Source organism: Burkholderia sp. AU45388, assembly GCF_030481585.1.
Taxonomy (GTDB): domain Bacteria; phylum Pseudomonadota; class Gammaproteobacteria; order Burkholderiales; family Burkholderiaceae; genus Burkholderia; species Burkholderia sola.
Map to the genome: position 1 here is coordinate 34,838 of NZ_JAUJPV010000029.1, position 23,314 is coordinate 58,151.

Annotated in this window: 25 protein-coding genes, 1 tRNA gene and 1 riboswitch; of the genes, 11 read left to right on the plus strand and 15 right to left on the minus strand. The window is 67.7% G+C overall.

Annotation, left to right across the window (positions count from 1 at the left end):
* Nucleotides 1-67: 67 nt before the first annotated feature.
* The 3 genes from QZM72_RS31785 (at nt 68) to QZM72_RS31795 (ending at nt 3,321) form a co-directional block, all read left to right on the plus strand.
* Nucleotides 68-1,408 carry an MFS transporter gene (locus QZM72_RS31785; RefSeq protein ID WP_301740090.1) on the plus strand — a complete coding sequence of 447 codons (1,341 nt, stop codon included), beginning with the start codon at nt 68-70 and terminating at the stop codon, nt 1,406-1,408.
* A gap of 62 nt (nt 1,409-1,470) precedes the next feature.
* The gene (locus QZM72_RS31790; RefSeq protein WP_301740091.1) at nt 1,471-2,868 is read left to right on the plus strand and encodes an enolase C-terminal domain-like protein; all 1,398 of its coding nucleotides are present in this window, start codon (nt 1,471-1,473) and stop codon (nt 2,866-2,868) included.
* Between the two features lie 141 nt (nt 2,869-3,009).
* The gene (locus QZM72_RS31795; protein WP_301740092.1) at nt 3,010-3,321 is read left to right on the plus strand and encodes a hypothetical protein; all 312 of its coding nucleotides are present in this window, start codon (nt 3,010-3,012) and stop codon (nt 3,319-3,321) included.
* A 68-nt stretch (nt 3,322-3,389) separates the two neighbouring features.
* Here the strand turns inward: QZM72_RS31795 and QZM72_RS31800 are convergent.
* The 5 genes from QZM72_RS31800 to QZM72_RS31820 all read right to left on the minus strand — a co-directional run bounded on the left by QZM72_RS31800 (nt 3,390) and on the right by QZM72_RS31820 (nt 5,848).
* Nucleotides 3,390-3,465, minus strand: a tRNA-Ala gene (locus QZM72_RS31800).
* A gap of 66 nt (nt 3,466-3,531) precedes the next feature.
* Nucleotides 3,532-3,894: a c-type cytochrome gene (locus QZM72_RS31805; RefSeq protein WP_301740093.1), complete on the minus strand. Its 363-nt coding sequence runs from the start codon at nt 3,892-3,894 to the stop codon at nt 3,532-3,534.
* The gene (locus QZM72_RS31810; RefSeq protein ID WP_301740094.1) at nt 3,891-4,691 is read right to left on the minus strand and encodes a BON domain-containing protein; all 801 of its coding nucleotides are present in this window, start codon (nt 4,689-4,691) and stop codon (nt 3,891-3,893) included. Before QZM72_RS31810 ends, QZM72_RS31805 begins: the two co-directional genes overlap by 4 nt.
* A gap of 17 nt (nt 4,692-4,708) precedes the next feature.
* The gene (locus tag QZM72_RS31815) at nt 4,709-5,293 is read right to left on the minus strand and encodes an SIS domain-containing protein (RefSeq protein ID WP_089466408.1); all 585 of its coding nucleotides are present in this window, start codon (nt 5,291-5,293) and stop codon (nt 4,709-4,711) included.
* A gap of 126 nt (nt 5,294-5,419) precedes the next feature.
* On the minus strand, nt 5,420-5,848 hold the full coding sequence (locus tag QZM72_RS31820) for a YraN family protein (protein WP_179233358.1): 429 nt from the start codon (nt 5,846-5,848) through the stop codon (nt 5,420-5,422).
* Between the two features lie 46 nt (nt 5,849-5,894).
* On the opposite strand from QZM72_RS31820, the gene rsmI reads away from it, so the two are divergent.
* Complete coding sequence (rsmI, locus tag QZM72_RS31825) at nt 5,895-6,782, plus strand: 16S rRNA (cytidine(1402)-2'-O)-methyltransferase (protein ID WP_301740095.1); 888 nt, start codon at nt 5,895-5,897, stop codon at nt 6,780-6,782.
* 104 nt (nt 6,783-6,886) lie between these two features.
* Here the strand turns inward: rsmI and QZM72_RS31830 are convergent, their stop codons facing one another.
* Nucleotides 6,887-7,498, minus strand: a complete 612-nt coding sequence (locus tag QZM72_RS31830; RefSeq protein WP_089466405.1) for a septal ring lytic transglycosylase RlpA family protein — start codon at nt 7,496-7,498, stop codon at nt 6,887-6,889.
* On the opposite strand from QZM72_RS31830, the gene QZM72_RS31835 reads away from it, so the two are divergent.
* The 4 genes from QZM72_RS31835 (at nt 7,380) to QZM72_RS31850 (ending at nt 10,006) form a co-directional block, all read left to right on the plus strand.
* Nucleotides 7,380-7,637, plus strand: coding sequence for a hypothetical protein (locus QZM72_RS31835; protein WP_179233352.1), 258 nt, complete (start codon nt 7,380-7,382; stop codon nt 7,635-7,637). The two genes, QZM72_RS31830 and QZM72_RS31835, sit on opposite strands and share 119 nt — an antisense overlap.
* Nucleotides 7,638-8,155: 518 nt before the next feature.
* Complete coding sequence (locus tag QZM72_RS31840; RefSeq protein ID WP_089466404.1) at nt 8,156-8,800, plus strand: MBL fold metallo-hydrolase; 645 nt, start codon at nt 8,156-8,158, stop codon at nt 8,798-8,800.
* Nucleotides 8,797-9,456, plus strand: coding sequence for an exonuclease (locus QZM72_RS31845; RefSeq protein WP_089466403.1), 660 nt, complete (start codon nt 8,797-8,799; stop codon nt 9,454-9,456). The genes QZM72_RS31840 and QZM72_RS31845 overlap by 4 nt, the downstream gene beginning before the upstream one ends.
* 79 nt (nt 9,457-9,535) lie before the next feature.
* On the plus strand, nt 9,536-10,006 hold the full coding sequence (locus QZM72_RS31850; RefSeq protein WP_006477376.1) for an Lrp/AsnC family transcriptional regulator: 471 nt from the start codon (nt 9,536-9,538) through the stop codon (nt 10,004-10,006).
* A gap of 49 nt (nt 10,007-10,055) precedes the next feature.
* On the opposite strand, the gene QZM72_RS31855 is transcribed toward QZM72_RS31850, so the two are convergent.
* The 3 genes from QZM72_RS31855 to QZM72_RS31865 form a co-directional block, all read right to left on the minus strand.
* A complete protein-coding gene (locus QZM72_RS31855; RefSeq protein ID WP_089466402.1) occupies nt 10,056-11,213 on the minus strand; it encodes a cation diffusion facilitator family transporter in 1,158 nt (385 codons plus the stop codon).
* Between the two features lie 243 nt (nt 11,214-11,456).
* Nucleotides 11,457-11,750 (minus strand): H-NS family nucleoid-associated regulatory protein, encoded by a 294-nt coding sequence (locus QZM72_RS31860; RefSeq protein WP_006491875.1) that lies wholly within the window; start codon nt 11,748-11,750, stop codon nt 11,457-11,459.
* 359 nt (nt 11,751-12,109) lie between these two features.
* A complete protein-coding gene (locus QZM72_RS31865; protein ID WP_089466401.1) occupies nt 12,110-12,769 on the minus strand; it encodes a HugZ family protein in 660 nt (219 codons plus the stop codon).
* A gap of 187 nt (nt 12,770-12,956) precedes the next feature.
* Here QZM72_RS31865 and QZM72_RS31870 point away from each other — a divergent pair, with 187 nt between their 5' ends.
* Entirely contained in the window at nt 12,957-14,228 is a 1,272-nt protein-coding gene (locus tag QZM72_RS31870; RefSeq protein WP_367620049.1) for an MFS transporter, read from the plus strand.
* An 86-nt stretch (nt 14,229-14,314) separates the two neighbouring features.
* Here QZM72_RS31870 and QZM72_RS31875 read toward each other — a convergent pair whose 3' ends face one another.
* Together QZM72_RS31875 and QZM72_RS31880 are read right to left on the minus strand one after the other, a co-directional pair.
* On the minus strand, nt 14,315-15,457 hold the full coding sequence (locus QZM72_RS31875) for a branched-chain amino acid ABC transporter substrate-binding protein (RefSeq protein ID WP_089466449.1): 1,143 nt from the start codon (nt 15,455-15,457) through the stop codon (nt 14,315-14,317).
* Nucleotides 15,458-15,893: 436 nt separating this feature from the next.
* Nucleotides 15,894-16,976 (minus strand): nitronate monooxygenase family protein, encoded by a 1,083-nt coding sequence (locus tag QZM72_RS31880; RefSeq protein ID WP_301740097.1) that lies wholly within the window; start codon nt 16,974-16,976, stop codon nt 15,894-15,896.
* Between the two features lie 223 nt (nt 16,977-17,199).
* Between QZM72_RS31880 and QZM72_RS31885 the strand changes: the two genes are divergently transcribed.
* On the plus strand, nt 17,200-17,892 hold the full coding sequence (locus QZM72_RS31885) for a dienelactone hydrolase family protein (RefSeq protein ID WP_089466398.1): 693 nt from the start codon (nt 17,200-17,202) through the stop codon (nt 17,890-17,892).
* A gap of 81 nt (nt 17,893-17,973) precedes the next feature.
* On the plus strand, nt 17,974-19,452 hold the full coding sequence (locus QZM72_RS31890) for an amidase (protein ID WP_301740113.1): 1,479 nt from the start codon (nt 17,974-17,976) through the stop codon (nt 19,450-19,452).
* Nucleotides 19,453-19,557: 105 nt separating this feature from the next.
* Here the strand turns inward: QZM72_RS31890 and metF are convergent, their stop codons facing one another.
* From metF to QZM72_RS31910, 4 genes are all read right to left on the minus strand, one after another.
* On the minus strand, nt 19,558-20,388 hold the full coding sequence (gene metF / locus QZM72_RS31895) for a methylenetetrahydrofolate reductase [NAD(P)H] (protein ID WP_301740098.1): 831 nt from the start codon (nt 20,386-20,388) through the stop codon (nt 19,558-19,560).
* 34 nt (nt 20,389-20,422) lie between these two features.
* Nucleotides 20,423-20,776 (minus strand): phage holin family protein, encoded by a 354-nt coding sequence (locus QZM72_RS31900; RefSeq protein ID WP_089466396.1) that lies wholly within the window; start codon nt 20,774-20,776, stop codon nt 20,423-20,425.
* A gap of 102 nt (nt 20,777-20,878) precedes the next feature.
* Entirely contained in the window at nt 20,879-22,297 is a 1,419-nt protein-coding gene (ahcY, locus tag QZM72_RS31905) for an adenosylhomocysteinase (RefSeq protein ID WP_089466395.1), read from the minus strand.
* 32 nt (nt 22,298-22,329) lie between these two features.
* A riboswitch (S-adenosyl-L-homocysteine riboswitch) is annotated at nt 22,330-22,445 on the minus strand.
* Nucleotides 22,446-22,557: 112 nt separating this feature from the next.
* Entirely contained in the window at nt 22,558-23,292 is a 735-nt protein-coding gene (locus tag QZM72_RS31910; protein WP_089466394.1) for an RNA polymerase sigma factor FliA, read from the minus strand.
* Nucleotides 23,293-23,314 lie beyond the last annotated feature (22 nt).

Here is a 23,314-nt window from a genome sequence, read left to right on the forward strand (position 1 = left end):
ACATTACGCGCGCACCCGACGCGCCTGCCGCACGACGGCGCCTTCCGCCCTTCGGAGGAGACAAGTCATGAATCCGCTTCACGCGCTGCCGGCGTCCGCGTCGGCAACGGCCCGGCGCACCCGCGTGCGCTGGCTGGTGCTGGCCGTCCTGTTCGCGGTCACGACGATCAACTACGCGGATCGCGCGGCGATCGCGATCGCCGGCCCGGCGCTGGCCCGCTCGATGCACCTGACGCACGTGCAGATGGGCTTCATCTTTTCCGCGTTCGGCTGGTCGTACGTGATCGCGCAACTGCCGGGCGGCTGGCTGCTCGACCGCTATGGATCGCGCGTCGTCTATGCATTCAGCATCTTCTTCTGGTCGCTGTTCACGCTGCTGCAGGGCGGAATCGGCTTCTTCGGCGGCGCGGCCGCGTTCGCGCTGCTGTTCGGGCTGCGCTTCCTGGTCGGCGCGGCCGAGGCGCCGTCGTTCCCGGCCAACAGCCGGATCGTGTCCGCGTGGTTCCCGGCCGCCGAACGCGGCACCGCATCGGCGATCTTCAACGCCGCGCAGTACGCGGCGACTGTCGTGTTCGCGCCGCTGATGGGCTGGCTCGTGCACGCGTTCGGCTGGCAGTCGGTATTCGCGGTGATGGGCGTGCTCGGCTTCACGTTCGTGCTGGTGTGGAACCGCACGATGTACGACCCGAAGGACCATCCGGCCATCAATCGCGCGGAACTCGACTACCTCGCCGAAGGCGGCGCGCTCGTCAACATCGACCACGCGACGGGCGGACGCGACGGCGGCCCGTCGATGCGTCACGTGAAGGCGCTGCTGAGAAACCGGATGCTGGTCGGCGTGTACGTCGCGCAGTACTGCATCAACGCGCTCACCTACTTCTTCATCACGTGGTTTCCCGTCTATCTCGTACAGGCGCGCGGGATGTCGATCCTCAACGCGGGGCTCGTCGCGTCGATCCCGGCCGTGTGCGGGTTCCTCGGCGGGATTCTCGGCGGCATCGTGTCCGATGCGCTGCTCAAGCAGGGCCGGTCGCTGTCGGTCGCGCGCAAGGTGCCGATCGTGATCGGCATGCTGCTGTCGATGTCGATGATCGTCTGCAACTACACCGATTCGCACGTGCTCGTCGTGCTGTTCATGGCGCTGTCGTTCTTCGGCAAGGGGCTCGGCGCGCTCGGCTGGGCCGTCAACGCCGACACCGCGCCGCGCCAGATCGCCGGCCTGAGCGGCGCGCTGCTCAACACGTGCGGCAATCTTTCCAGCATCACGACGCCGATCGCGATCGGCTATATCGTCGACCGCAGCGGCTCGTTCAACGGCGCGCTCGTCTACGTCGTCGCGCACGCGCTCGTCGCCGTGATCTGCTACCTGTTCGTCGTCGGCGAGATTCGCCGCGTCGAGCTTCAATGAACGGCGCGGGCCGCGCCGGCGCGTCCGGCGGCCCGCGCGCCACCGGAACCAGGAGCGAACCGATGTCCGAACCCAGCCGTGCCGGCACCCCGCGCGTCACGCGCATGCAGGTGATTCCCGTCGCCGGCCGCGACAGCATGCTGCTCAACCTGTGCGGCGCGCACGCGCCGTACTTCACGCGCAACCTCGTGATCCTCGACGACAGCAGCGGACATACGGGCGTCGGCGAAGTGCCGGGCGGCGAAGGCATCCGCCACGCGCTCGAGCGCATGACGGATCTCGTGGTCGGGCAGTCGATCGGGCGCTACCAGGCGACGCTCAACGCGGTGCGCGCGGCGCTGTCCGGCGCGGGCGCCGGTGCCGGCCGCACGATCCGCCACGAAGTGACGTCGGCCGGCGAGGCGGCCGTGCTGCGGCAGCCGCACGAGATCAACCTGCGGCTCGACAACGTGATCACCGCGATCGAAGCCGCGCTGCTCGACCTGCTCGGCCAGCACCTCGACGTGCCGGTCGCGGCACTGCTCGGCGAAGGCCAGCAGCGCGACGCGGTACCGATGCTCGCGTACCTGTTCTATCTCGGCGATCGGCGCCGCACCGATCTGCCGTATCGCGACGAGGCGCACGCATCGGACGCCTGGTTCCGGCTGCGCAACGAGGCGGCGCTGACGCCGGCCGCGATCGCGCGGCAGGCCGAAGCCGCGGTCGAGCGCTACGGTTTCGCCGATTTCAAGCTGAAGGGCGGCGTGATGGCCGGCGCCGACGAGATGGAAGCGATCGCGGCGATCAAGGCGCGCTTTCCCGACGCACGCACGACGCTCGACCCGAACGGCGCGTGGTCGCTCGACGAGGCCGTCTCGCTGTGCCGCGGGCAGGGCCACCTGCTTGCCTATGCGGAAGATCCGTGCGGGCCGGAAGGCGGCTATTCGGGCCGCGAGGTGATGGCCGAATTCCGCCGCGCGACGGGGATCCCGACCGCAACGAACATGATCGCGACCGACTGGCGGCAGATGGATCACGCGGTGCGGCTGCAGGCGGTCGACATTCCGCTCGCCGATCCGCATTTCTGGACGATGCAGGGCTCGGTGCGGCTCGCGCAGCTGTGCCGCGACTGGGGGCTCACGTGGGGCTCGCACTCGAACAACCACTTTGACGTGTCGCTCGCGATGTTCACGCATGCCGCGGCGGCCGCGCCCGGCACGATCACCGCGATCGACACGCACTGGATCTGGCAGGAAGGCGACGCGCGGCTCACGCGCGAACCGCTCGCGATCGTCGGCGGCAAGGTGGCCGTGCCGGAACGGCCGGGGCTCGGGATCGAGTTGGACATGGCGCAGGTCGAGGCCGCGCATGCGCTGTACAACGCGGTGGGTGGTACGGCGCGCGACGATGCGGTGGCGATGCGTTATCTGGTGCCGGGATGGACGTATGATCCGAAGCGGCCGAGTCTGGGGCGGGTTTAGGGCGCGGGCGGCGGGACGGCGCGTGGGCCGAGGGTGGCCGGTTGCCAAACGTGGGAAACGGCTGCATTCTGCCGGCTACCTGGCTCGGCCCGCGCGGCGGACGGTCGGGTACCCTCGCCCCTCCGCGCAAGAACGCTTTTCATGACGTCATCCGATCCGACACCGCGACAGATCATCGTCTTCGTGCTGTATGCAGTGCTGTGCCTGCCCGCGAGCACGACCGTCGCCGGGTTTCTCGCGACCCGGGTCACGCAGAACGTATCGAATTTCGAAGGGGGCGCGGGCTATGCGGCGCTGTGGTGGATCATCATTCTGACCTGCGCGTTCTATGGGCTGTCGATCGCCCTCTGCGCACTGCTGCGGAAGAGGACCGCGGGGCTCGCGGTCATGACGGTGGGGTTCGCCGTGTTGGCGGTGCCGACGTTCAGGGTGATCCATGAGCTGGCGACTTAGCGCGTCGGCCACGGTCCCGCGGAAAAACAAAAAGGCCCGATCTCGCGATCGGGCCTTTCAAATTCCGTTGGTGGAGCGGAGGAGGATCGAACTCCCGACCTTCGCATTGCGAACGCGACGCTCTCCCAGCTGAGCTACCGCCCCAACAGTCAAGCATCATACACACGCATTTCCGCGCTTGGCAATAGGGGTTGAATCGCCCCTGAAAACTTACTTTGACGGCGCGCCGGCCAGCACCCATTCGACCACCGACCGGACGTCGGCGTCGCTCATGCGCGGATGCGCGGGCATCGGAATCGCGCCCCAGACGCCCGAGCCGCCGTCCTTCACCTTCTTCGACAGCTTCGCGACGGCCTGCGGATCGGACTTGTAGCGCGCGGCGATATCCTTGAACGACGGGCCGACGAGCTTGCGGTCGACCGCGTGGCAGCCCATGCACGCGTTGCTGCGCGCAACCTTCAGGCCGTCGCCGACGTCCGCGTGCGCGGCGCCCAGCGTACCGGCCACGAACGCCGCGGCCGCGGCGCCCTGCACCATCCATCGTTTCATCTGCGTCATCTGCCTGCCCGTCATTGCGCCTTCGCCTTCGGATTGCCCGGATGCACGCTCGACGAATTCGAGATCGGCGCGGGCGGCTGCAGCGGCGCGGACTGCACCGACGCGTCGGGCACCGCACCCACCGTCGCGCTGTCCGCCGGTGCGGCGGCCGCCTGCGCGCCGGATGCGCCACTCGCGGGCGACGCGTCCTGCAGCGCCTGCGCGTCCTGCGGCTTCACGTACTGGAACACCTTCACGACCTTCTCGACGCCCGGCACCTGGCTCGCGGCCTCCGCGCCGCGATTGCCTTCGTCCACCGTCACGAGGCCCATCAGGTAAATATTGCCTCGTTCGCTGACGACCTTGTAGTAGTTCGCCGAGATCCCCTTCGTCGCGATCAGCTCCGACTTCACGCGCCCTTCGAGGTACGAGTCGTTCGCGCGCGACGACAGCGACGACGCCGGCTCGACCGACAGCTCGTTGACGATGCCGTTCACGTTGTTGATGCCGCGCACGATTTCCTCGGCACGCTGCTTCGACGCATCGTTCGGCACTTCGCCCGTCAGCAGCACGCGGCGGTTGAACACCGTCACGTTCACGTGCGACTGGTCCGGCAGCCCGTTGTTGATCTGCGTGAGCGACTTGACCTGGATCTCGCGATCCTCCGTCTGAGCGCCGAGCGTACGGCGATCGGTCGCGATCAACGCGCCGCCGCCTGCCGCGGCACCCAGCACGCCGAGCACGCAGCCCTGCAGCGACACGGCAAGGCCCGCCGTCAGCGCGACGAGCAACGTAGTTCTGACGAGCGTCCCTTTGACGCGGCTTTGATTCATCGACGGCTCTCCTTCGTTCAATCCTCACCCAGCAGCATCGCGTCGATGCCGTCGCACAGGCAGTGGATGGTCAGCAGATGGACTTCGTGGATGCGCGCCGCGCGAACGGCGGGCACGCTGATCGGAATATCGGTATCGGACAGCGCGGCCGCGACCGTGTGGTCGTTGCCGCCCGTCAATGCGACGACGGTCATCTCGCGCTCGTGCGCCTCGTCGATCGCCGCGAGCACGCGCGGCGACGCGCCACCCGCGTCGAGCACCAGCAGGATGTCGCCCGTCTGGCCCAGCACGCGCACCTGCTGCGCGAACAATTGCTCGGCCGCCGCCGCGCCCGCGAGGCCGGCCTGCGATGCGTCGGTGGCCAGCGCGATCGCGGGCAGGCCCGGACGCTCGCGCTCGAAACCGCCGACGAGCGACGCGGCGAGATACTGCGCGGCGGCGGCCGACGGGCCGTCACCGCACGCGACGATCTTGTTGCCGTTCGCCAGTGCGGCGAACATCGCATCGACCGCGGCTGCGATCGGCAGCGACAGCGCATCGGCCGCTTCGGCGTGAAGCGCGGCGCTGTCGCGGAATTGTTGCTGAATACGTTCGACTGACATCGATTCCTGGTGAACTGGGCGCGCGGCACAACTCGCGCGACATCGTGGGTGCGGCGAGTTTACCGTACTCCGGCGCCCTCTCCGGGGGTCCGGCAAGAACTCTTTACATCTCGTCACAGCTCGCCGCTACGCATCGTCGGTACGAAATGCGTCGCGCAGCCACGCAAGCCGTCCGGCCTCGAACGCGACGACGTCGAAACGGCACGCGGCGCCGGCCCCGTGCCGCGACCAGAACTGCAGCGCCGCCGCGACCAGACGCCGCCGCTTGCGCCAGCCGACGCTCGCGGCCGCGCCGCCATGCCGGGTGCTGCGCCGCGCGCGCACCTCGACGAACACCAGCATGCCGTCGGGCTCGCGCATCACGAGATCGAGCTCGCCGCCGCGCATCGTCACGTTCGCCGCGACGAACCCGAGGCCATGACGCTCGAGAAACTGCCGCGCGCGCTGCTCGAACGCCGCGCCGACCGGTTTGGATCGCGCCGCGCCGGAAAAGTTGTCGCCCGAACGCGGCCGACCGCTCGCGCCCTCCGGCCGCGCCGGCGCCGCGTGGCACAATGCCGTCCTTGTTCCGTTCGTGCCGCGATTGCGTGCATTGCCTGCCATGACTGCCCTCCTCGAACTCGCGCATACGCAGCACTACCCGGACGCCGCGCTCTACGTGGTCGCCACGCCGATCGGCAATACGGCCGACATCACGCTGCGCGCGCTGCACGTGCTCGGCCTCGCCGACCGCATCGCGGCCGAAGACACCCGCAACACGGGCCAGCTGCTCGCCCGCTACGGGATCTCGAAACCGCTCGTGGCAGTGCACGAGCACAACGAACGCGAAGCCGCGCAGCGCGTGATCGAACTGCTGCGTGGCGGCGAACGCGTGGCCTACGTGTCGGACGCCGGCACGCCGGGCATCTCGGACCCCGGCGCACGGCTCGTCGACGCCGTGCGCGCGGCCGGCTTCACGGTGATTCCGCTGCCGGGCGCGAACGCGGCCGTGACCGCGCTGAGCGTGGCCGGCGACTGGGCCGGCGCGTTCACGTTCGCGGGCTTCCTGCCGCCGAAGCCGAAACAGCGCGCGACCGCGCTGCAGGCGCTGGCGTCGCACCCCTATGCGCTGGTGTTCTACGAAGCGCCGCACCGGATCGCCGAAACCGTCGACGCGCTCGCCGACGCGTTCGGCCCCGCGCGCCGGCTGCTGATCGCGCGCGAGCTCACCAAACTACACGAGCAGCTGTTCCAGGGCACCCTGGCCGAAGGACAGAGCTGGCTCGCCGGCGATGCGAACCGGCAGCGCGGCGAGTTCGTGCTGATCGTCGAAGGCGCGCCGGCGGCAAGCGGCGAAGCCGACGACACCGCGCACGACGCGCTGCTCAGGCTGCTGCTGGAAGAAGTGCCGGTGAAGAGCGCGGCCAAGCTCGCGGCCGCGCTGACCGGCGCATCGCGCAACACGCTGTATGCGCGTGCGCTCGTGCTGAAGGACGGCAACGAAGGCTGACGCGCGCAGCCGCCGCGCGGAAACGACAAAGGGCTGCCGGAAGGCAGCCCTTTGCGCATGAGCGGACGATCCGCCGGGTTGTTGCGGCGGGTTGTCGCGCCGCGTTACTTCGCCGAGATCGATGCGAACATTTCGTCGCGCGCCTCGCGCGCTTCCTGCGGCGACAGCCCTTCGATCTTCACGCGGCCGGTGCCGGCGTGAACGAGGCCGATCATCTTGGCCGCCGCATACGACAGGTCGAGCACGCGGCCACGCTTGAACGGCCCGCGATCGTTGACCTTCACGACGACCCACTTGCCGGTCGATGCGTTCGTCACCTTGATGTACGACGACAGCGGCAGCGTACGGTGCGCGGCGGTGAGCGCGTTCATGTTGAAGCGTTCGCCGTTCGCGGTGCGGCGGCCGTGGAAATCCCGCCCGTACCACGATGCGCGGCCGGTCTGACGGAAATCGGACACATCCTTGCCGTCGATCGGCTCGGCGTCCGCCAGCGACGACTGCTTCGCGTCCTTGCTGTCGGCAGCCGGCATCGATGCCAGCGCGGAATCGAAATTGAGCGGCTGCTTGTCGTCGTCCGCCTTCGCGGCAGCGGCCGTCTTGTCGACCGCCTTCTTCTGGTTCACGCTGCCGGTGGTCTGGCTGGATGGCACCGCACAGCCCGTCAGCGCAAAAAACAATGCAATGGTTCCGAATCGGCTCGGAAAACGTAAATTCATCGACGTGTCGCCTTCTGGTTCGGGCCGCATCGATACAACGCTGCTTCACAACGCAGACATATGCGGCCCGGACGGCAAATGCGTGCACGCCCCGCTCGAATGCGAGCAGGCGGCTAGCATGGGCGCGGCGTTCGTCTAGGCCGCAACCGTCCTGATTAGCTTTCACGTCTGGCGCAACCTGTCCCCAACAGCCTGACCAGACCCCACATGCCGCCATCGAACATGGCTCCACGTTCGCGCGCGTTGCTACGAGCAACGCACAGGAACGGCGGCACAGGCCTCATCCGGCGGCGCGGCAGCAGGGCCGCAGGCGGGCGCGCAGCACCCGGCCGGACAAGACGTGAGCACCGAGTGCTCGGTGCTGGATACACCGCCGGACTCCCCGGCGGTCGATGCTTGACGGTGAATCCGACGCCTCGTTTAACGGGGCCGATACACCAGCGAATGGCGTGAAATTCACGCGCAATGGGGCGCATTATACATAAATCAAAACCTTGTCTCGAAAAGCGCCCCCGGCGGACCATTGATTCTCGCTATGGTTGTAACAATCGGCATGCTCGGGGAATGCCCTGATCCGCGCGGCGAAGCGTGCGTCGCACGGCCGGCAGGCCGCGCGCGCGACCGGTACAATCGCTCCTTTTAGCCGCCGGTGCCTCCATGAAAGTCACGCTCATTCCGGTCACGCCGTTCCAGCAGAACTGCTCGCTGCTCGTCTGCGAGAAGACGGGCCGCGCCGCCGTCGTCGATCCGGGCGGCGATCTCGACCGGATCGAACAGGAAGTCGCGCGGCAGAACGTGCAGGTCGAGAAGGTGCTGCTCACGCATGGGCACATCGATCACTGCGCGGGCGCGAAGACGCTCGCGACGCGCTACGGCGTGCCGATCGAGGGGCCGCAGGAAGAAGAACGCTTCTGGATCGAGAATCTGCCCACGCAGAGCGAGCGCTTCGGCTTTCCGGCCGCCGACGTGTTCGAGCCCGACCGGTGGCTGAACGACGGTGACACCGTGCGGTTCGGCGACGAGACGCTCGAGGTCTATCACTGCCCGGGCCACACGCCCGGCCACGTCGTGTTCTTCAGCCGCGCGCATCGCATTGCGATCGTCGGCGACGTGCTGTTCGCGGGCTCGATCGGCCGCACCGATTTCCCGCGCGGCAATCACGAGGATCTCGTCCGTTCGATCAAGGACAAGCTATGGCCGCTCGGCGACGACGTCACGTTCGTGCCCGGCCACGGCCCGGTGTCGACGTTCGGCGACGAGCGCCGCACGAACCCGTTCGTGTCCGACAAGGTATTCGGATGAACCAGACCGCCATCCCGGAAATTTACGTCAGCACCGACGTCGAGGCCGACGGCCCGATTCCCGGCCCGCATTCGATGCTGAGCTTCGCGTCGGCCGCCTATACCGAGGACAAGCAGCTGATCGCGACGTTCTCGGCGAACCTCGAGACGCTGCCCGGCGCGCACGCGCACCCGGTGCAGGAAGCCTGGTGGAAGACCGAGCCGGAAGCCTGGGCCGCGTGCCGGCGCGACCTGCAGGCGCCCGACGCGGCGCTGGTCGCGTACGTCGAATGGGTCGAGGCGCTGCCCGGCAAGCCGGTGTTCGTCGCGATGCCGGCCGGCTTCGATTTCACGTTCATGTTCTGGTACATGATGCGGTTCGCGGGGCGCTGCCCGTTCTCGTGGTCGGCGCTCGACATCAAGACGCTCGCGTTCGCGATGACGGGCCTGCCGTACCGCAAGGCGATCAAGCCGCGCTTTCCGAAGCACTGGTTCGACGACCATCCGCACACGCACGTCGCGCTCGACGACGCGATCGAGCAAGGCGCGCTGTTCTGCAACATGCTCGCCGACCTGCGCCGGCAGCAGGCCGCGCTGGCGGGCCTGGCCGTGTCGGACACCGATCGGTCGGACCGCGCGGGGGCGGGACAAAATCCCACGGATCCGCGCGCAAATTAGCGAATCCCGCTCAGTCACGCGTCGCCAGATTGCCTTTCCTTTTCCGGCCCTCTAACATTGAGCGTGTTGTAGCTGCCGCATGGAGGCGCAGGTGACGCTCGATTCCTTTTCGCAAAAAATCCTTCGCCTGTTGCAGCTCGACGCGCGCCGTTCGGTTCAGGAAATCTCCGACCAGGTCGGGCTGTCGAGCACGCCGTGCTGGCGCCGCATCAAGGACATGGAACAATCGGGCGTGATCCAGCGCTACACGGCGCTGCTCGATCGCGAGAAGCTCGGCCTGCACGTCTGCGCGCTCGCGCACGTGCACCTGACGCGCCACAACGAAGGCGGCGTCGAGCAGTTCGAGCGCGAGATCGCGACCTGCCCGGAAGTCACCGAGTGCTACAGCACGACCGGCGAAGCCGACTACATCCTCAAGATCGTCGCGCCGGACATCAAGGCCTACGACGTGTTCCTGCACGAACGCATCTTCAAGATCCCGGCCGTGTCGCAGGTGCGCACGAGCGTCGTGCTGCGCGAAATCAAGTTCGACACGCAACTGCCGCTGTAACGCGCGGCCCTGCCCCGCGGGGGCCGCGTTCGCGGCTGCCGGCCGCCGGTCACGTCCGCACGGGCAACGTGCGCGTGAAGCCGATCCGGCGCGCGCCGAATTCGCGCTTCAGCGTGTCGATGTCGAGCCGGCCGGCCAGCGCCGCATCGGTGTCGCGCGGATCGCCGTCGAGCGTCACGTCGACCTCGAGCCCCGTACTCAGGTAATGCAGGTTGATCGCCGCCACATGGAGCCCACGCTGCGCGAGCGCGGCCTCGAGCCGCGCCGCCAGTTCGCCGCGCGGCGGCAGCGCGAGCGCCGGGCGGCGCGCCGCGTCGTTCTCCGGGTCGACATGGATCAGCGCATCGAGCACGCGCGGGTCGGACAGCACCCGCGCCCGCGCGGTCTCGGCGATGTAATGCCCTTCGGAGACGGAGATCTTCGGATCGACGAGGATGTGCGCATCGACGAGCGCGGCATCGCCCATCTTGCGCGTGCGCAGGTCGTGTACGTCGCGCACGCCGGGCGTCGCGACGAGCAGCGCGCGGATCTCGGCCGTGTCGGCCGTATCGAGCGCGCGGTCTGAGAGATCCTGCAGCGCGTCATAGCCGAACGTCCAGCCCATGCGCGCGACCATGAAGCCGACGATCGCCGCCGCGATCGGGTCGAGCAGCCGCACGCCGGCCAGGCTGCCGACGATGCCGATCGCGACGACGAGCGACGACGCCGCGTCCGAACGCGCATGCCATGCGTTGGCGACGAGCATCGCCGAGCGCACGCGCCGCGCTTCGCGCAGCATGTAGCGAAACAGCGCTTCCTTCGACACGAGCACCGTGAGCGCCACGATCAGCGCGGAAAAATGCACGGCCGGAATGTTTTCGAGATTAACGAGGCGGTCGCCGGCACGCCAGAGCATGCCGATACCGACCGCGATCAGGATCGCCCCGAGAAACAGCGACGCGACCGTCTCGTAGCGGCTATGGCCGTAATTGTGGTCGGCATCCGGCGATGCGCCGCTATGCCGATTCGCAACCAGCACGACAAAATCCGAGATCAAATCGGAAATCGAATGCACACCGTCCGCAATCAATGCCTGCGAATGCGCAATCACGCCGACGACGATCTGAAATGTCGCAAGAACGACATTGAGGACAATACTGACGAGCGTGCTCTTGCGCGCAACTGCGTGCTTATCTGCGCTCTGCGCGTCGCCGGAAAACGTGGACATGAAATATGAGATATCGGTGTGCGGTACGCAATTCTATCAAAGGCGCCCCGCAAGCCCTTCCAATACCCACAAATTTCTCATTTAAATCAATCGCTTATGCGAACGTGTCGCATTTTCATTCACACGACGTGCTTGCAGTTTCATGACGAGGCGGACGGGCGCGCCTATGCCCGGAAAACAAAAAAGCCGCGCTCCTCGACGGACACGCGGCTCTTTCGAAGAGCGAACAACCTAAACGAACGTTTAAATCGCAAACTGTTCGCGGTTCTTGCCGGCGATCCAGCGCGGCGGCTTGCCACGACCCGACCACGTCGCGCCCGTTTCCGGATCGCGGTATTTGGCGGCCACGCCTGCGCGCGGACGACCGACCTTGCCGGCCTTCGCGCGGCTGAGACCGAGTTCGGCGAGCGAAAAGCCGTAGTCGGCAATTTTCTGCTTCACGTCATTCAGCACTTCAGCGTATTCACGCGACTTCGCTTCTTCGATTTGCTTCTCCAGCTTCTCCCGCTGGGCCAGCAGGTCCTTGTAAGAAGACATAGTTTCCCTTTCTATCTATCTGACCAATGGCGCCGGTCTGCAGCCAGCTCACCATTCATGAAATATATGTGCCTCGGATTTTCGAAGGCAGAGATTAGCACAAAAAAGATTTGATAGAAGCGAGATTCATGAAAATCCCGAGATCAATTGTAATTCGCACATGTCATTTTGACCGGCCGCGGCCTTTTCTCAAATTTTTACGCTCCTCCATAGAGATTAGGACATTAGCGATTGACCATTAGGTCTTTCAACATACGCAATTACCCTGCACTCAAAAAATCAAAGCTTTCATCGGACGAGAGTTTGACGAAAACCACATGACGCCGTTTGCTAAACGAACAAATCGCTGACCCGTGACGTCACGTCACATCCTTTGCGCGGGCGATCAGCCGCTCCCGCAGCGCGCCGAGGTCGGCCGACGGCGCGTCGAACGGCGTGCGCACGCGGCGGCCGCCGCATCGCCAGTCCGCGCCATGACGATCGACGCCGAGCAGATCGAGCCCGTCGCGGCGTGCATCGCCCGCGTCGTATGCCGCCCACAGCGCCTGTTCGTCGTCGAACGCGAGCGGCGGCAGCGCATCGAGATGCGCGCCGTCGACCCAGCCCATCCGCCCGAACCCGACGATATGGCGCAGCCGCTCGATCTCGAGCGCCCAGAACCCGAAATCGCCGAGCGCGAGATAGCGCGCGGCGTCCGGCTCGTAGCGCAGGTAGCGCGCGGTGACGTGCGGATCGTCGCCGAGCGGCACGAACCGGCCCAGCAGCGTCGCGCGCTCGGCGTTCGGCACATCGCCGGCGCTTGCGTCGACAACGAGAAAGCCCGCACGCGGATCGGCGGCGAGATTGCGCGTGTGCTCGGCCAGGCCGCTCACCAGGATCACCGGCCGATGGCTTGCATCGGGTGCAAACGGCACGACCGTCGGATACGGGAAGCCCTGCGGTTCGCGCGCATGGGTGGCGAGCGTGCCGAACGCGCAGCGGTGCAGCAGGTGCAGGGCGAGGGCGGGATCGATGTTCAAGGTGACTCCTGCGGTCGAAAGGCGGCGCGTCGGCCAGGGTTTCGATGTTACCCGCGGGCGCCGCCCGCCGCGCATCGACCGAACGGCCAATGCGCGACCGGGCCGCTGCCGCGGGTCGGCCCGATCGACCGCGCATCGGCCGAACGGCCATCGCCCGGCAGGATCGTAAGCGGTTCGATAGAATCGGATCCATCCGACGGGCGCCGCGTGCGCCCGCGCATTTTTCCCGACGAGCCGCCCCGTGTCCGAATCCTCTTCCCCCGAATCGCCGTCCCCGTTCGCCGCGCCGCCCGACACGCATCGCGTGCTGCCGCTGCCGGCCCGCCAGCGCGCGCGCACGGCGTCGATGGCGCTGTTCTTCGTCGCCGGCATGATGTACGCGTCGTGGGGCGTGCACGTGCCGACCGTGCGCGACAAGTTCGCGCTGAGCCCCGGGCTGCTGTCGATCGCGCTGTTCGCGGTCGCCGGCGGGTCGATCGCCGCGATGCTGACCATCGCGCGCTGGATCGCGCGCGTCGGCTCGCGCACCGCGTGCCTGGCCGGCGGGCTCGTGATGTCGGCGTGCGCGGCGCTGATCCTCGTCGTGCCCGATTACTGGATGCTGCTCGTGGTGCTCGCGCTGTTCGGCTTCTCGATGGCGACGCTCGACGTCGCGATGAACGCCGAGGCCAGCGCGGTCGAGATCGCGCTCGGCAAGCCGATCATGTCGTCGCTGCACGGGATGTTCAGCATCGGCGGGATGGCCGGCGCGGCGGCCGGCGGCGCGCTGCTGTCGGCCGGCATGGCGCCGGCCGCGCATCTCGCGCTCGCGGCGGCGGCGAGCGCCGCGGTGCTCGTGGCCGCGAGCCCGGCCGTGCTGCCGCACGTGCCGCACCACGAACAGGCGCACGGCGGCGGCAACCGCTGGCGCTCGCCCGCGTTGTGGATGCTCGGCGGCATCGCGCTGATCGCGCTGATCGCCGAAGGCGCGATGTACGACTGGGCGACCGTCTACATGCGCGACGTGGTCGCGGCGAGCCCCGCGCTCGCGAGCGCCGCGTACGCGGCGTTCTCCGGCGGGATGGCCGTCGCGCGCTTCGCGGGCGACGCCGTGCGCGCCCGCTTCGGCGCGCCGCAGCTCGTGTTCGCGAGCGCGTCGCTCGCCTGCGCGGGGATGATCGGCGCGCTGCTGCTGCCGAATCCGGTCGCGGTGCTGACCGGTTTCACGCTGATGGGGCTCGGGCTGGCCAACATGATGCCGGTGCTGTTCGCGGCCGCCGCGCGCGTGAAGGGCATCCATGCGGCCGAAGGGCTCGCGCACGTGGCCGGGCTCGCGTATTTCGGGCTGCTGTTCGGGCCGGTCGTGATCGGCGCGGTCGCGCAGGCCGCGAATCTGACGATCGGCCTGTCGGTCGTCGCGCTGTGCGCGGCGCTCGTCGCGCTCGTCGCCCCCAAGGTGCTCGCGCACCTGAAGATCTGACGGCGCGGCGGCGCACGCCGGCCCAAAAAGAAAACGCGCATGCGTTGCCGCATGCGCGTCTTCACCCTCCTGTCGACCGCTTCGCGTTACATCTTCACTTCGTCGAGCAGTGTCTTCTTGCCGTCCTTGTAGTTGTACAGCGAAATCACGCCGTGCTGCAGGTCGCCCTTCGAATCGAAGGTCGTCGTGCCGATCACGCCCGTGTACTTCGTCGCCGGCATCGCCGCGAGGATCTTCGCCGGGTCGGTCGAGTTCGCGCGCTTCATCGCGTCGGCGATGATGTACACGGCGTCATACGTGAACGGTGCGTAGATCTGGATCGGCTGGCCGAAGCGCTTCTCGTACTTCGCCTTGAACGCGGCGCCGCCCGGCATCTTCTCGAGCGAGGCACCGGCTTCCGAGCACACGATGTTGTCGGTCGCGTTGCCGGCCAGGTCGGCCAGCTTTTCCGTGCACACGCCGTCGCCCGCGAAGATCTTCGCGCGCAGGCCGAGCTGCTTCGCCTGTTTCGCGAACGGGCCGCCGGTGGCGTCCATGCCGCCGTACATGATCGCGTCCGGGTTCTCGCCCTTGATCTTCGTCAGAATCGCGCGGAAGTCGACCGCCTTGTCGTTGGTCGCGTCATGCGACAGCACCTTCAGGCCGAGCGCCTTCGCCTTCTTCTCGAATTCGTTCGCGAGACCCTGGCCGTACGCGGTCGAATCGTCGACCACCGCCACGCTCTTGATGCCCTTCGAATGCGCGTAGTTCGCCAGTGCCGGGCCCTGCTGCGCATCGGTCGCCACCACGCGGTACGTGGTCTTGAAGCCTTGCTGCGTGTAGGCCGGGTTGGTTGCCGACGGCGAGATCTGCACGATGCCCGCATCGCTGTAGATCTTCGAGGCCGGGATCGTCGTGCCCGAGTTCAGGTGGCCCACCACCGCGACGACCTTGTCGTCGACGAGCTTCTGCGCAACCTGCGTCGCCTGCCGCGGGTCGGCGGCGTCATCCTGTGCGTCGAGTTGCAGCGTGATCTTCTGGCCGCCGATCGTCAGGCCCTTCGCGTTGATCTCCTCGACTGCGAGACGCGCGCCGTTTTCATTGTCCTTACCCAGGTGTGCAATGCCGCCCGTCAACGGCGCGACGTGGCCGATCTTGACGACTTGATCGGCGGACGCGTTGCTTGCAGCTGCAGCGCACAGCATTGCCGCTGCGGTGATCGGCAACAGCTTTTGCATCTTGATATTCATGTAAGTCTCCAGTTCGGTCCCAAAAAACGCCATCGCCCGGTGCCCCGCTGCCATCCCCGTGTTTGCCATCACTGGACGATTCGCCGGTTGCATCCTTCATGCACTTGGCCTCAAGCACGTGAAAACCGCCGCTTTTAGCAGCCGCCCGCTCGTACTTGCGCGCAAGTGTAGGTGATCAAATTAATTTGTGGGATTTTTTTGGGCTAGTGGTAACACTACCGATATACGCGCTCTGGAAGGATGATCGAATAGCGCTGCAAGCCCCGGTGGATAAGGGTTTCCGCTAATTTCGACATATTGTCGAAAGGTCGTTTCAATCGATTCGCGCGGGCATTTCGATTCGGTATTTTGTGACCTGGATCATTGAATGAAACGCGCGTGACACCCCGCGCGTTTCGTCGCCCGACATGAACCGTTCAAGCGGCCGAACCGGTGTTCAGGCCGCCGATGCGCGCCATTCCGCGTCGAGCGCGGCGACCAGTTGCGACGTCGTCAGCGCATCGCCGCGCCGCCGCGCGAGCGGCGCGCCCTGGCCGGCCCACAGCGACAGATAGTCGCCGTCGTTCGCGCGCGCGGCCGCCTGGCGCAGCGGCTGGGTCAGCGCGTTCTGCACCGGATACGGCGCGACGTCGGCCGCGTGCTCGCCGAGCCGCGCCATCAGCGTGTTGCGCAGCCCGCGTGCGTGACGGCCGGTGATCGCGCGCGTGACCTGCGTCGACGTATCGGCGCTCGCGAGCAGGCGCGCCTTCCAGTCCGCCGCGATCGCGCTTTCCGCGCACGTGAGGAACGCGGTGCCGAGTTGCGCGGCCTGCGCGCCGAGCGCGAGCGCGGCCGCGATGCCGCGGCCGTCCATGATGCCGCCCGAGGCCAGCACGGGCAGGCCCGTCGCGTCGACGAGCTGCGGAACGAGCGCGAGCGTGCCGATCAGCGCGTCGTCGGCGGCACCGATGAAGGTGCCGCGATGGCCGCCCGCCTCGGCGCCCTGCGCGGAGATCGCGTCGGCGCCGGCCGCCTGCCACGCGCGCCCTTCGGCCACGTGCGTCGCGGTGCCGATCACATAAGTGCCGGCGGCTTTCAGGCGCGCGACGTCGGCCGCGTCGAGCACGCCGAACGTGAAGCTCGCGACCGGCACGCGCAGCGCGACGAGCGCATCGAGCTGCGCGCGGAAATCGGGCGCGTAGCGCGCGGGCGCCGTGCCCGGCGGCAGGCCGAGCGCGGTATTCAGCGGGTCGATCGCCGCCAGCGCGCGCGCGACGGTCGCCGCGTCGGGCGCGGCTTCATCGGGCAACACGAACAGGTTGATCGCGAACGGGCGATCGGTCGCCGCGCGGATCGCGGCGACTTCGGCCTCGATACGCTCGGGCGCGAGCGCGCCGGCGCCGAAGCTGCCGAGCGCGCCGGCATTCGACGCGGCGGCAACCATCGCGGTCGTGGTCGCGCCGACCATCGGCGCCTGCACGAGCGGCAGGCGCAGGCCGAAGCGTTCGGAAAAGGGCGTGGAAAACGGGCGGGCAGACATGGCGAATCCTTCGATGACGATGCGCGAAAGCGCTTTGTAAAGGCCGACACATCGACTCTATCGAAGCGGCGCGGCGTCGAAAAATGAAAAATCGAGATCGAAACGATCGCTGCGCGAGAAGTGCCCGCGTGCGCTGCAGCACCGGTCGATTGGTGGCACACTAGGCCGCCCTCTTTTCACTCTCCGGTGCGCCTCGCGCACCCCGCACGCAGGAGTTCAGAACGTGACTGCCCAATGGATCGACATCCCGACCGGTAACGACAGCTTCGGCGGCTATCTCGCACTTCCCAAGCGCGGCAAGGGCCCTGCCGTCATCATCATCCAGGAGATCTTCGGCGTGAACGCGCACATCCGCGCGGTCGCCGACCAGTACGCGGCCGACGGCTTCGTCGCGCTCGCGCCGGACGTGTTCTGGCGCACGCAGCCGCGCGTCGAGCTGACCTACGACGGCGCGGATCGCGACAAGGGCATCGAGCTGCTGAAGAAGACCGACGTGGGTCTCGCGGTCGCGGACATCGTCGCGACGGCCGACGTGTTGCGCGCACGCCCCGAAGTGGCCGGCAAGCTCGCCGCGATCGGCTACTGCTTCGGCGGCCAGCTCGCGTATCGCGCGGCCGCGACCGGCAAGCTCGACGCGGCGGTGGCCTATTACGGCGGCGGCATCCAGAACGCGCTGGACCTCGCCGGCCAGGTCACGCAGCCGATCCTGTTCCACTACGCGGAAAACGACCACGGCATTCCGCTCACGGCCGTCGACCAGGTGAAGGCCGCGTTCGCCGGCCACGGCGATGCGTCGTTCCACGTGTACCCGGGCGCCGAGCACGGCTTCAACTGCACGGACCGCGCGTCGTACAACCAGCGCGCCGCGGCGCTCGCGCACGGCCGCACGCTGACCTTCCTCGCCGAGCATCTCTAAACAGGCCCTGCCGCGAGCCCGCCACGCCGGGCCCGCGTTATGCTCGCACCATCGCCACGAGTCACAACGGGGGTGACCGCGATGCACTCGGACTATCTCGCGCATGACGCAATCGGCCTCGCCGCGCTCGTGCGCGACCGCCACGCCAGCCCGCGCGAACTGCTCGACGCCGCGATCGGCCAGGCCGAAGCGGTGAACGGCGCGATCAACGCGATCGTGCTGCAGGACTACGAAGCCGCGCGCGCGCGTGCGGCGGCCGCGCCCCCGCCCGGCGCCGACGCGCCGTTCGCGGGCGTGCCGTATCTCGTCAAGGATCTCGGCGCGGCGGTCGCCGGGCTGCCGCTGTCGATGGGCAGCCGGCACTACCGGTATTTCGTGCCGACCGACGATTCACCGGTGATCGCGCGCAGCCGCGCGGCGGGCTTGAACGTATTCGGCAAGACCAACACGCCCGAGATCGGCCAGATGCCGTACACGGAACCGGAACTGTTCGGCGCGTGCCGCAACCCGTGGAATCTCGACCACACGCCCGGCGGATCGAGCGGCGGCGCGGCGGCGGCCGTCGCGGCCGGCATCGTGCCGCTCGCGCATGCGTCCGACGGCGGCGGCTCGATCCGCATTCCGGCATCGTGCTGCGGGCTGTTCGGGCTGAAGCCGAGCCGCAACCCGGTGCTCGTCGACCTGCCGTCGAACGGCGAACTCGTCGTCCAGCACGCGGTGTCGCGCAGCGTGCGCGACAGTGCGCTGCTGCTCGACGTGACGACCGGCCAGACGCTGCCGCCCGGCGCGCCCGGCACCTTCCTCGGCGCGCTCGATACGCCGCCCGGCCCGCTGCGGATCGGCCTCGTCGTCGATCCGATGCTCGCGCCGGCGCTCGCCGACGACACGCGCGCGGCGCTCGACGATGCGGCCGCGCTGCTCGAATCGCTCGGCCACCACGTCGAGCCCGCGACGCTGCCGATCGACTACGCGCGCGCGGCCGAAACCTTTCTGACACTGTGGGCGACGATCGCCGAGGACATGGTGCTCGGCGCGCGCGCGCTGACCGGCCGCACACCGCGGCGCGGCGAATTCGAGGCCGCGACGTGGGCGATGGCGGTGGTCGGCCGGCGTCTCGCGCGCACGCGCCTGCCGGACGTGCTCGAATGGCAGCGCCAGCTCACCGTGCAGGTCGCCGGTCTCGTGTCGCGTTACGACGCGATCCTGTGCGCATCGCTCGCGGGGCCGCCGGTGAAGATCGGCGAGCTGCAGCCGACGCCGTTCGAATCCGCGCAGATGAAGCTCGTCGCCGCGCTGCCGGTGAAGCCGCTGCTGAAGGAAATGCTCGCGAAATCGTCGGAGAAGGCGTTCGCGTGGGCCGGCTGCACCGAGCTGTTCAACCTGACCGGCCAGCCGGCGATGTCGGTGCCGCTGTACTGGAACGCGCGCGGGCTGCCGATCGGCGTGCAGTTCGCCGCGCGCCACGCGGACGACGCGCTGCTGCTCCGGCTCGCGCGGCAGCTCGAACAGGCGCGGCCGTGGTTCGACCGCCGCCCGCCGCTGATGCAGGCGCAGCGCTGATTCGGCGGCTTGCGCCGCGCGGCATGCGCGGCGCGTCACGATAAAAAAGCCCCGCCGGCGCAAACCGGCGGGGCTTTCACGCAGGCAACCGCGTGACGGCGCTCGTTACACCGCGAGCCGTTCGCAGATCGTCCGCGTGGCGGTCGCCAAGTTCAGCGTGTAGAAGTGCAGCCCCGGCACGCCCGCGTCGATCAGGCGCTGGCACAGGCTCGTGACGACGTCCGCGCCGAACGCGCGGATCGACTCGCGATCGTCGCCGAAGCTCTCGAGCCGGCGCGCGACCCAGCGCGGTACTTCGGCGCCGCACATCTCGGAGAAGCGCATCAGCTGCGAGAAGTTCGTGATCGGCATGATGCCCGGCACGATCGGCACGTCCACGCCAAGCTTGCGCGTATCGTCGACGAAGCGGAAATACGCATCCGCGTTGAAGAAGTACTGCGTGATCGCGGAATTCGCGCCGGCTTTCACCTTGCGCGCGAAATTCTCGAGATCGGCCTTCGGCGAGCGCGATTGCGGGTGGTACTCCGGATAGCCGGCGACCTCGATGTGGAACCAGTCGCCGTGCTCGGCGCGGATGAAACTGACGAGCTCGGACGCATAGCGCAGCTCGCCGACCTCGCCCATTCCCGACGGCAGATCGCCGCGCAGCGCGACGATGTGCCGGATGCCGTGCGAGCGGTACTGGTCGAGGATCGCGCGCAGGTTGTCGCGCGACGAGCCGATGCACGACAGGTGCGGCGCGGCCTCGAGGCCGTCCTTCTGCATGTCGAGCACGGTATCGAGCGTGCCCTGCTGCGTCGAGCCGCCGGCGCCGAACGTCACGGAGACGAATTTCGGCTTCAGCGGCAGCAGCTGCGCGCGCGTGGCGCACAGCTTTTCGACGCCGTCCGCCGACTTCGGCGGGAAGAATTCAAACGAGAGTTCGATCGATTTCATGATTCGATGGGATTGGGCCTGCGCCCGCCCGCGCTCAGCCGAAGTCGCGCTGGCCGAAGATCAGGGCGGACAGCAGCCACGACACGATGCTGTACAGGATCGAACCGAAGAACGCGGACCAGAACCCCGACACCTCGAAGCCCTTCAGCAGCGACGACGCGAACCAGAAGCACAGCGCGTTCACGACGAGGATGAACACCCCGAGCGTGACGATCGTGACGGGCAGCGTCAGCAGGATCAGCACCGGCCGGATCACCGTGTTGATCAGCCCGAGCACGACCGCGACGATCAGCGCGGTGCCGAAGCTCTTGATGTGGATCGACGGCACGAGGTACGTGATGATCAGCAGCGCGAGCGCGTTGATGACCCAGGTGAGGATGACGCTCATGGAGGGCTCCGGTTCGGTTGTCGATCGGTACGATCGGGGAGCGCCGCCGCGCCGCGCACGCCCGTTCGGGGCGCACGGCGCGGCGGCGGCCGCGCATCGGGGTCAATAGCGGTAGTGGTTCGGCTTGAACGGGCCGTCCTTCTGCACGCCGATGTACGACGCCTGCTCGTCCGACAGCACCGACAGGTTCGCGCCGATGCGCGCGAGGTGCAGGCGCGCGACCTTTTCATCGAGATGCTTCGGCAGCACGTACACCTTGTTCTCGTACTCGTTGCCGCGCACGAACAGCTCGATCTGCGCGAGCGTCTGGTTCGCGAACGAGTTCGACATCACGAACGACGGGTGGCCGGTCGCGCAGCCGAGGTTCACGAGGCGGCCTTCGGCCAGCAGGATCACGCGCTTGCCGTCCGGGAAGATGATGTGGTCGACCTGCGGCTTGATGTTTTCCCACTGGTACTGGCGCGTCGACGCGACGTCGATTTCCGAGTCGAAGTGGCCGATGTTGCAGACGATCGCGTTGTGGCGCATCGCCTTCATGTGATCGTGGTTGATCACGTGGTAGTTGCCGGTCGCCGTCACGAAGATGTCGGCTTTGTCCGCCGCGTATTCCATCGTCACGACGCGGTAGCCTTCCATCGCCGCCTGCAGCGCGCAGATCGGATCGATTTCGGTGACCCACACGGTCGCGCCCAGCCCGCGCAGCGACTGCGCGCAGCCCTTGCCCACGTCGCCGTAGCCCGCGACGACCGCGACCTTGCCCGCGATCATCACGTCGGTCGCGCGCTTGATGCCGTCGACGAGCGATTCGCGGCAGCCGTACAGGTTGTCGAACTTCGACTTCGTGACGGAATCGTTCACGTTGAACGCCGGGAACGGCAGGCGGCCGTCCTTTTCCATCTGGTACAGGCGGTGCACGCCGGTCGTGGTTTCCTCGGTCACGCCCTTGATGTGCGCGAGGCGCTTCGAGTACCAGTTCGCGTCGACGTCGAGGTGCGCCGCGATCGACTTGTACAGCGCGACTTCTTCCTCGTTGGTCGGCTTCGCGATCACCGAACGGTCCTTCTCGGCCTTCGCGCCGAGGATCAGCAGCAGCGTGGCGTCGCCGCCGTCGTCCAGGATCATGTTCGCGAATTCGCCGTTCGGCCATTCGAAGATGCGGTGCGAGAACTCCCAGTATTCGTCGAGCGACTCGCCCTTGAACGCGAACACCGGCGTGCCGGCTTCGACGATCGCGGCCGCCGCGTGATCCTGCGTCGAGAAGATGTTGCACGATGCCCAGCGCACGTCCGCGCCGAGCGCCTTCAGCGTCTCGATCAGCACGCCCGTCTGGATCGTCATGTGCAGCGAACCGGCAATGCGCGCGCCCTTCAGCGGCTGCTGCGCCTTGTATTCGTCGCGGATCTGCACGAGGCCCGGCATTTCGGTCTCGGCGATGTTGAGTTCCTTGCGGCCCCAGCCGGCCAGCGCCATGTCGGCGACGACGTAATCGTGGGAAGCCTTGGAATCGATAATGGCGTTCATCACGCCCTCCTTTCTAAAAAGTTTCTAGATTGGTGACGTGAGCGCCGTTCAGGAAGCGGGGCCGGCGGGAAAATCGCCGCACGGCTGCTTGGTGAAGCTCTCCGAGCCTGGCGGACACTGATGGCCCGTCGCAACGCTCCTCGGAAAACGGAGGGGATTGTAGCAAATCGGCGCGCGAAATGCGCAAGGACGATGCGTAGGCACGAGACGCGCGCGGCGCGGGCGCGCGCGGCCGTGGCCAACGGGGCAGGACGCCGGGGTCAGGACTCGGCGCCGACCCACGCCTGTTCGCGCAGCCGCGCGCGCAGGCGCGCGACGGCCTGGCTGTGCAACTGGCACACGCGCGATTCGCTCACCTCGAGCACCGCGCCGATTTCGCGCAGATTCAGGCCCCGTTCGTAGTACAGCGACATCAGCAGCTTCTCGCGCTCCGGCAGCCGCTCGATCGCCTCCACGAGCGCCTCGCGCAGGTGCTCGTCGAGCAGCGCCGACAACGGATCGGCATGATCGACGCGATAACGGTCGAGGAACGGCTCGTCGTCGGCCGCGCGATCGAAATCCTCGTAGTAGATGAGCTGGCTGCCGTGCAGATCCTGCAGCATCCCCTGGTATTCGTCGAGCGGCATGTTCAGGTGCTGCGCGATCTCGGTCTCGGTCGCCGAGCGGCCGAGGTGCTGCTCGACCTGGTGCACCGCGTGCTCGACCTCGCGCGACGTCTTGCGCAGGCTGCGCGGCAGCCAGTCGTTGCTGCGCAGCTCGTCGAGCATCGCGCCGCGGATCCGCTGCGTCGCGTAGGTCTCGAACTGCGCGCCCTGGTCTTCCTTGTAGCGGCCGGCCGCGTCCATCAGGCCGATCATGCCGGCCTGGATCAGATCGTCGAGATCGACGCTCGCCGGCATCTTCGCGACGAGCTGCAGTCCAAGGCGGCGCACGAGCGGCGCATATTGCGCGAGCACGTCGGCCTGGGACATCTTTCCTTGAGCGTTGTACATCATGGCTCCCTCCTTCGGGTGGCGC

Coding starts and splice junctions, on each gene's coding strand:
- QZM72_RS31890 (WP_301740113.1), top strand. CDS start 17,974: ATGCACTCGGACTATCTCGCGCATGACGCAATCGGCCTCGCCGCGCTC.
- QZM72_RS31875 (WP_089466449.1), bottom strand. CDS start 15,457: ATGAATATCAAGATGCAAAAGCTGTTGCCGATCACCGCAGCGGCAATG.
- QZM72_RS31850 (WP_006477376.1), top strand. CDS start 9,536: ATGGAGGCGCAGGTGACGCTCGATTCCTTTTCGCAAAAAATCCTTCGC.
- rsmI (WP_301740095.1), top strand. CDS start 5,895: ATGACTGCCCTCCTCGAACTCGCGCATACGCAGCACTACCCGGACGCC.
- QZM72_RS31880 (WP_301740097.1), bottom strand. CDS start 16,976: ATGTCTGCCCGCCCGTTTTCCACGCCCTTTTCCGAACGCTTCGGCCTG.
- QZM72_RS31795 (WP_301740092.1), top strand. CDS start 3,010: ATGACGTCATCCGATCCGACACCGCGACAGATCATCGTCTTCGTGCTG.
- metF (WP_301740098.1), bottom strand. CDS start 20,388: ATGAAATCGATCGAACTCTCGTTTGAATTCTTCCCGCCGAAGTCGGCG.
- QZM72_RS31790 (WP_301740091.1), top strand. CDS start 1,471: ATGTCCGAACCCAGCCGTGCCGGCACCCCGCGCGTCACGCGCATGCAG.
- QZM72_RS31815 (WP_089466408.1), bottom strand. CDS start 5,293: ATGTCAGTCGAACGTATTCAGCAACAATTCCGCGACAGCGCCGCGCTT.
- ahcY (WP_089466395.1), bottom strand. CDS start 22,297: ATGAACGCCATTATCGATTCCAAGGCTTCCCACGATTACGTCGTCGCC.
- QZM72_RS31900 (WP_089466396.1), bottom strand. CDS start 20,776: ATGAGCGTCATCCTCACCTGGGTCATCAACGCGCTCGCGCTGCTGATC.
- QZM72_RS31840 (WP_089466404.1), top strand. CDS start 8,156: ATGAAAGTCACGCTCATTCCGGTCACGCCGTTCCAGCAGAACTGCTCG.
- QZM72_RS31845 (WP_089466403.1), top strand. CDS start 8,797: ATGAACCAGACCGCCATCCCGGAAATTTACGTCAGCACCGACGTCGAG.
- QZM72_RS31910 (WP_089466394.1), bottom strand. CDS start 23,292: ATGATGTACAACGCTCAAGGAAAGATGTCCCAGGCCGACGTGCTCGCG.
- QZM72_RS31810 (WP_301740094.1), bottom strand. CDS start 4,691: ATGAATCAAAGCCGCGTCAAAGGGACGCTCGTCAGAACTACGTTGCTC.
- QZM72_RS31805 (WP_301740093.1), bottom strand. CDS start 3,894: ATGACGGGCAGGCAGATGACGCAGATGAAACGATGGATGGTGCAGGGC.
- QZM72_RS31855 (WP_089466402.1), bottom strand. CDS start 11,213: ATGTCCACGTTTTCCGGCGACGCGCAGAGCGCAGATAAGCACGCAGTT.
- QZM72_RS31860 (WP_006491875.1), bottom strand. CDS start 11,750: ATGTCTTCTTACAAGGACCTGCTGGCCCAGCGGGAGAAGCTGGAGAAG.
- QZM72_RS31785 (WP_301740090.1), top strand. CDS start 68: ATGAATCCGCTTCACGCGCTGCCGGCGTCCGCGTCGGCAACGGCCCGG.
- QZM72_RS31830 (WP_089466405.1), bottom strand. CDS start 7,498: ATGAATTTACGTTTTCCGAGCCGATTCGGAACCATTGCATTGTTTTTT.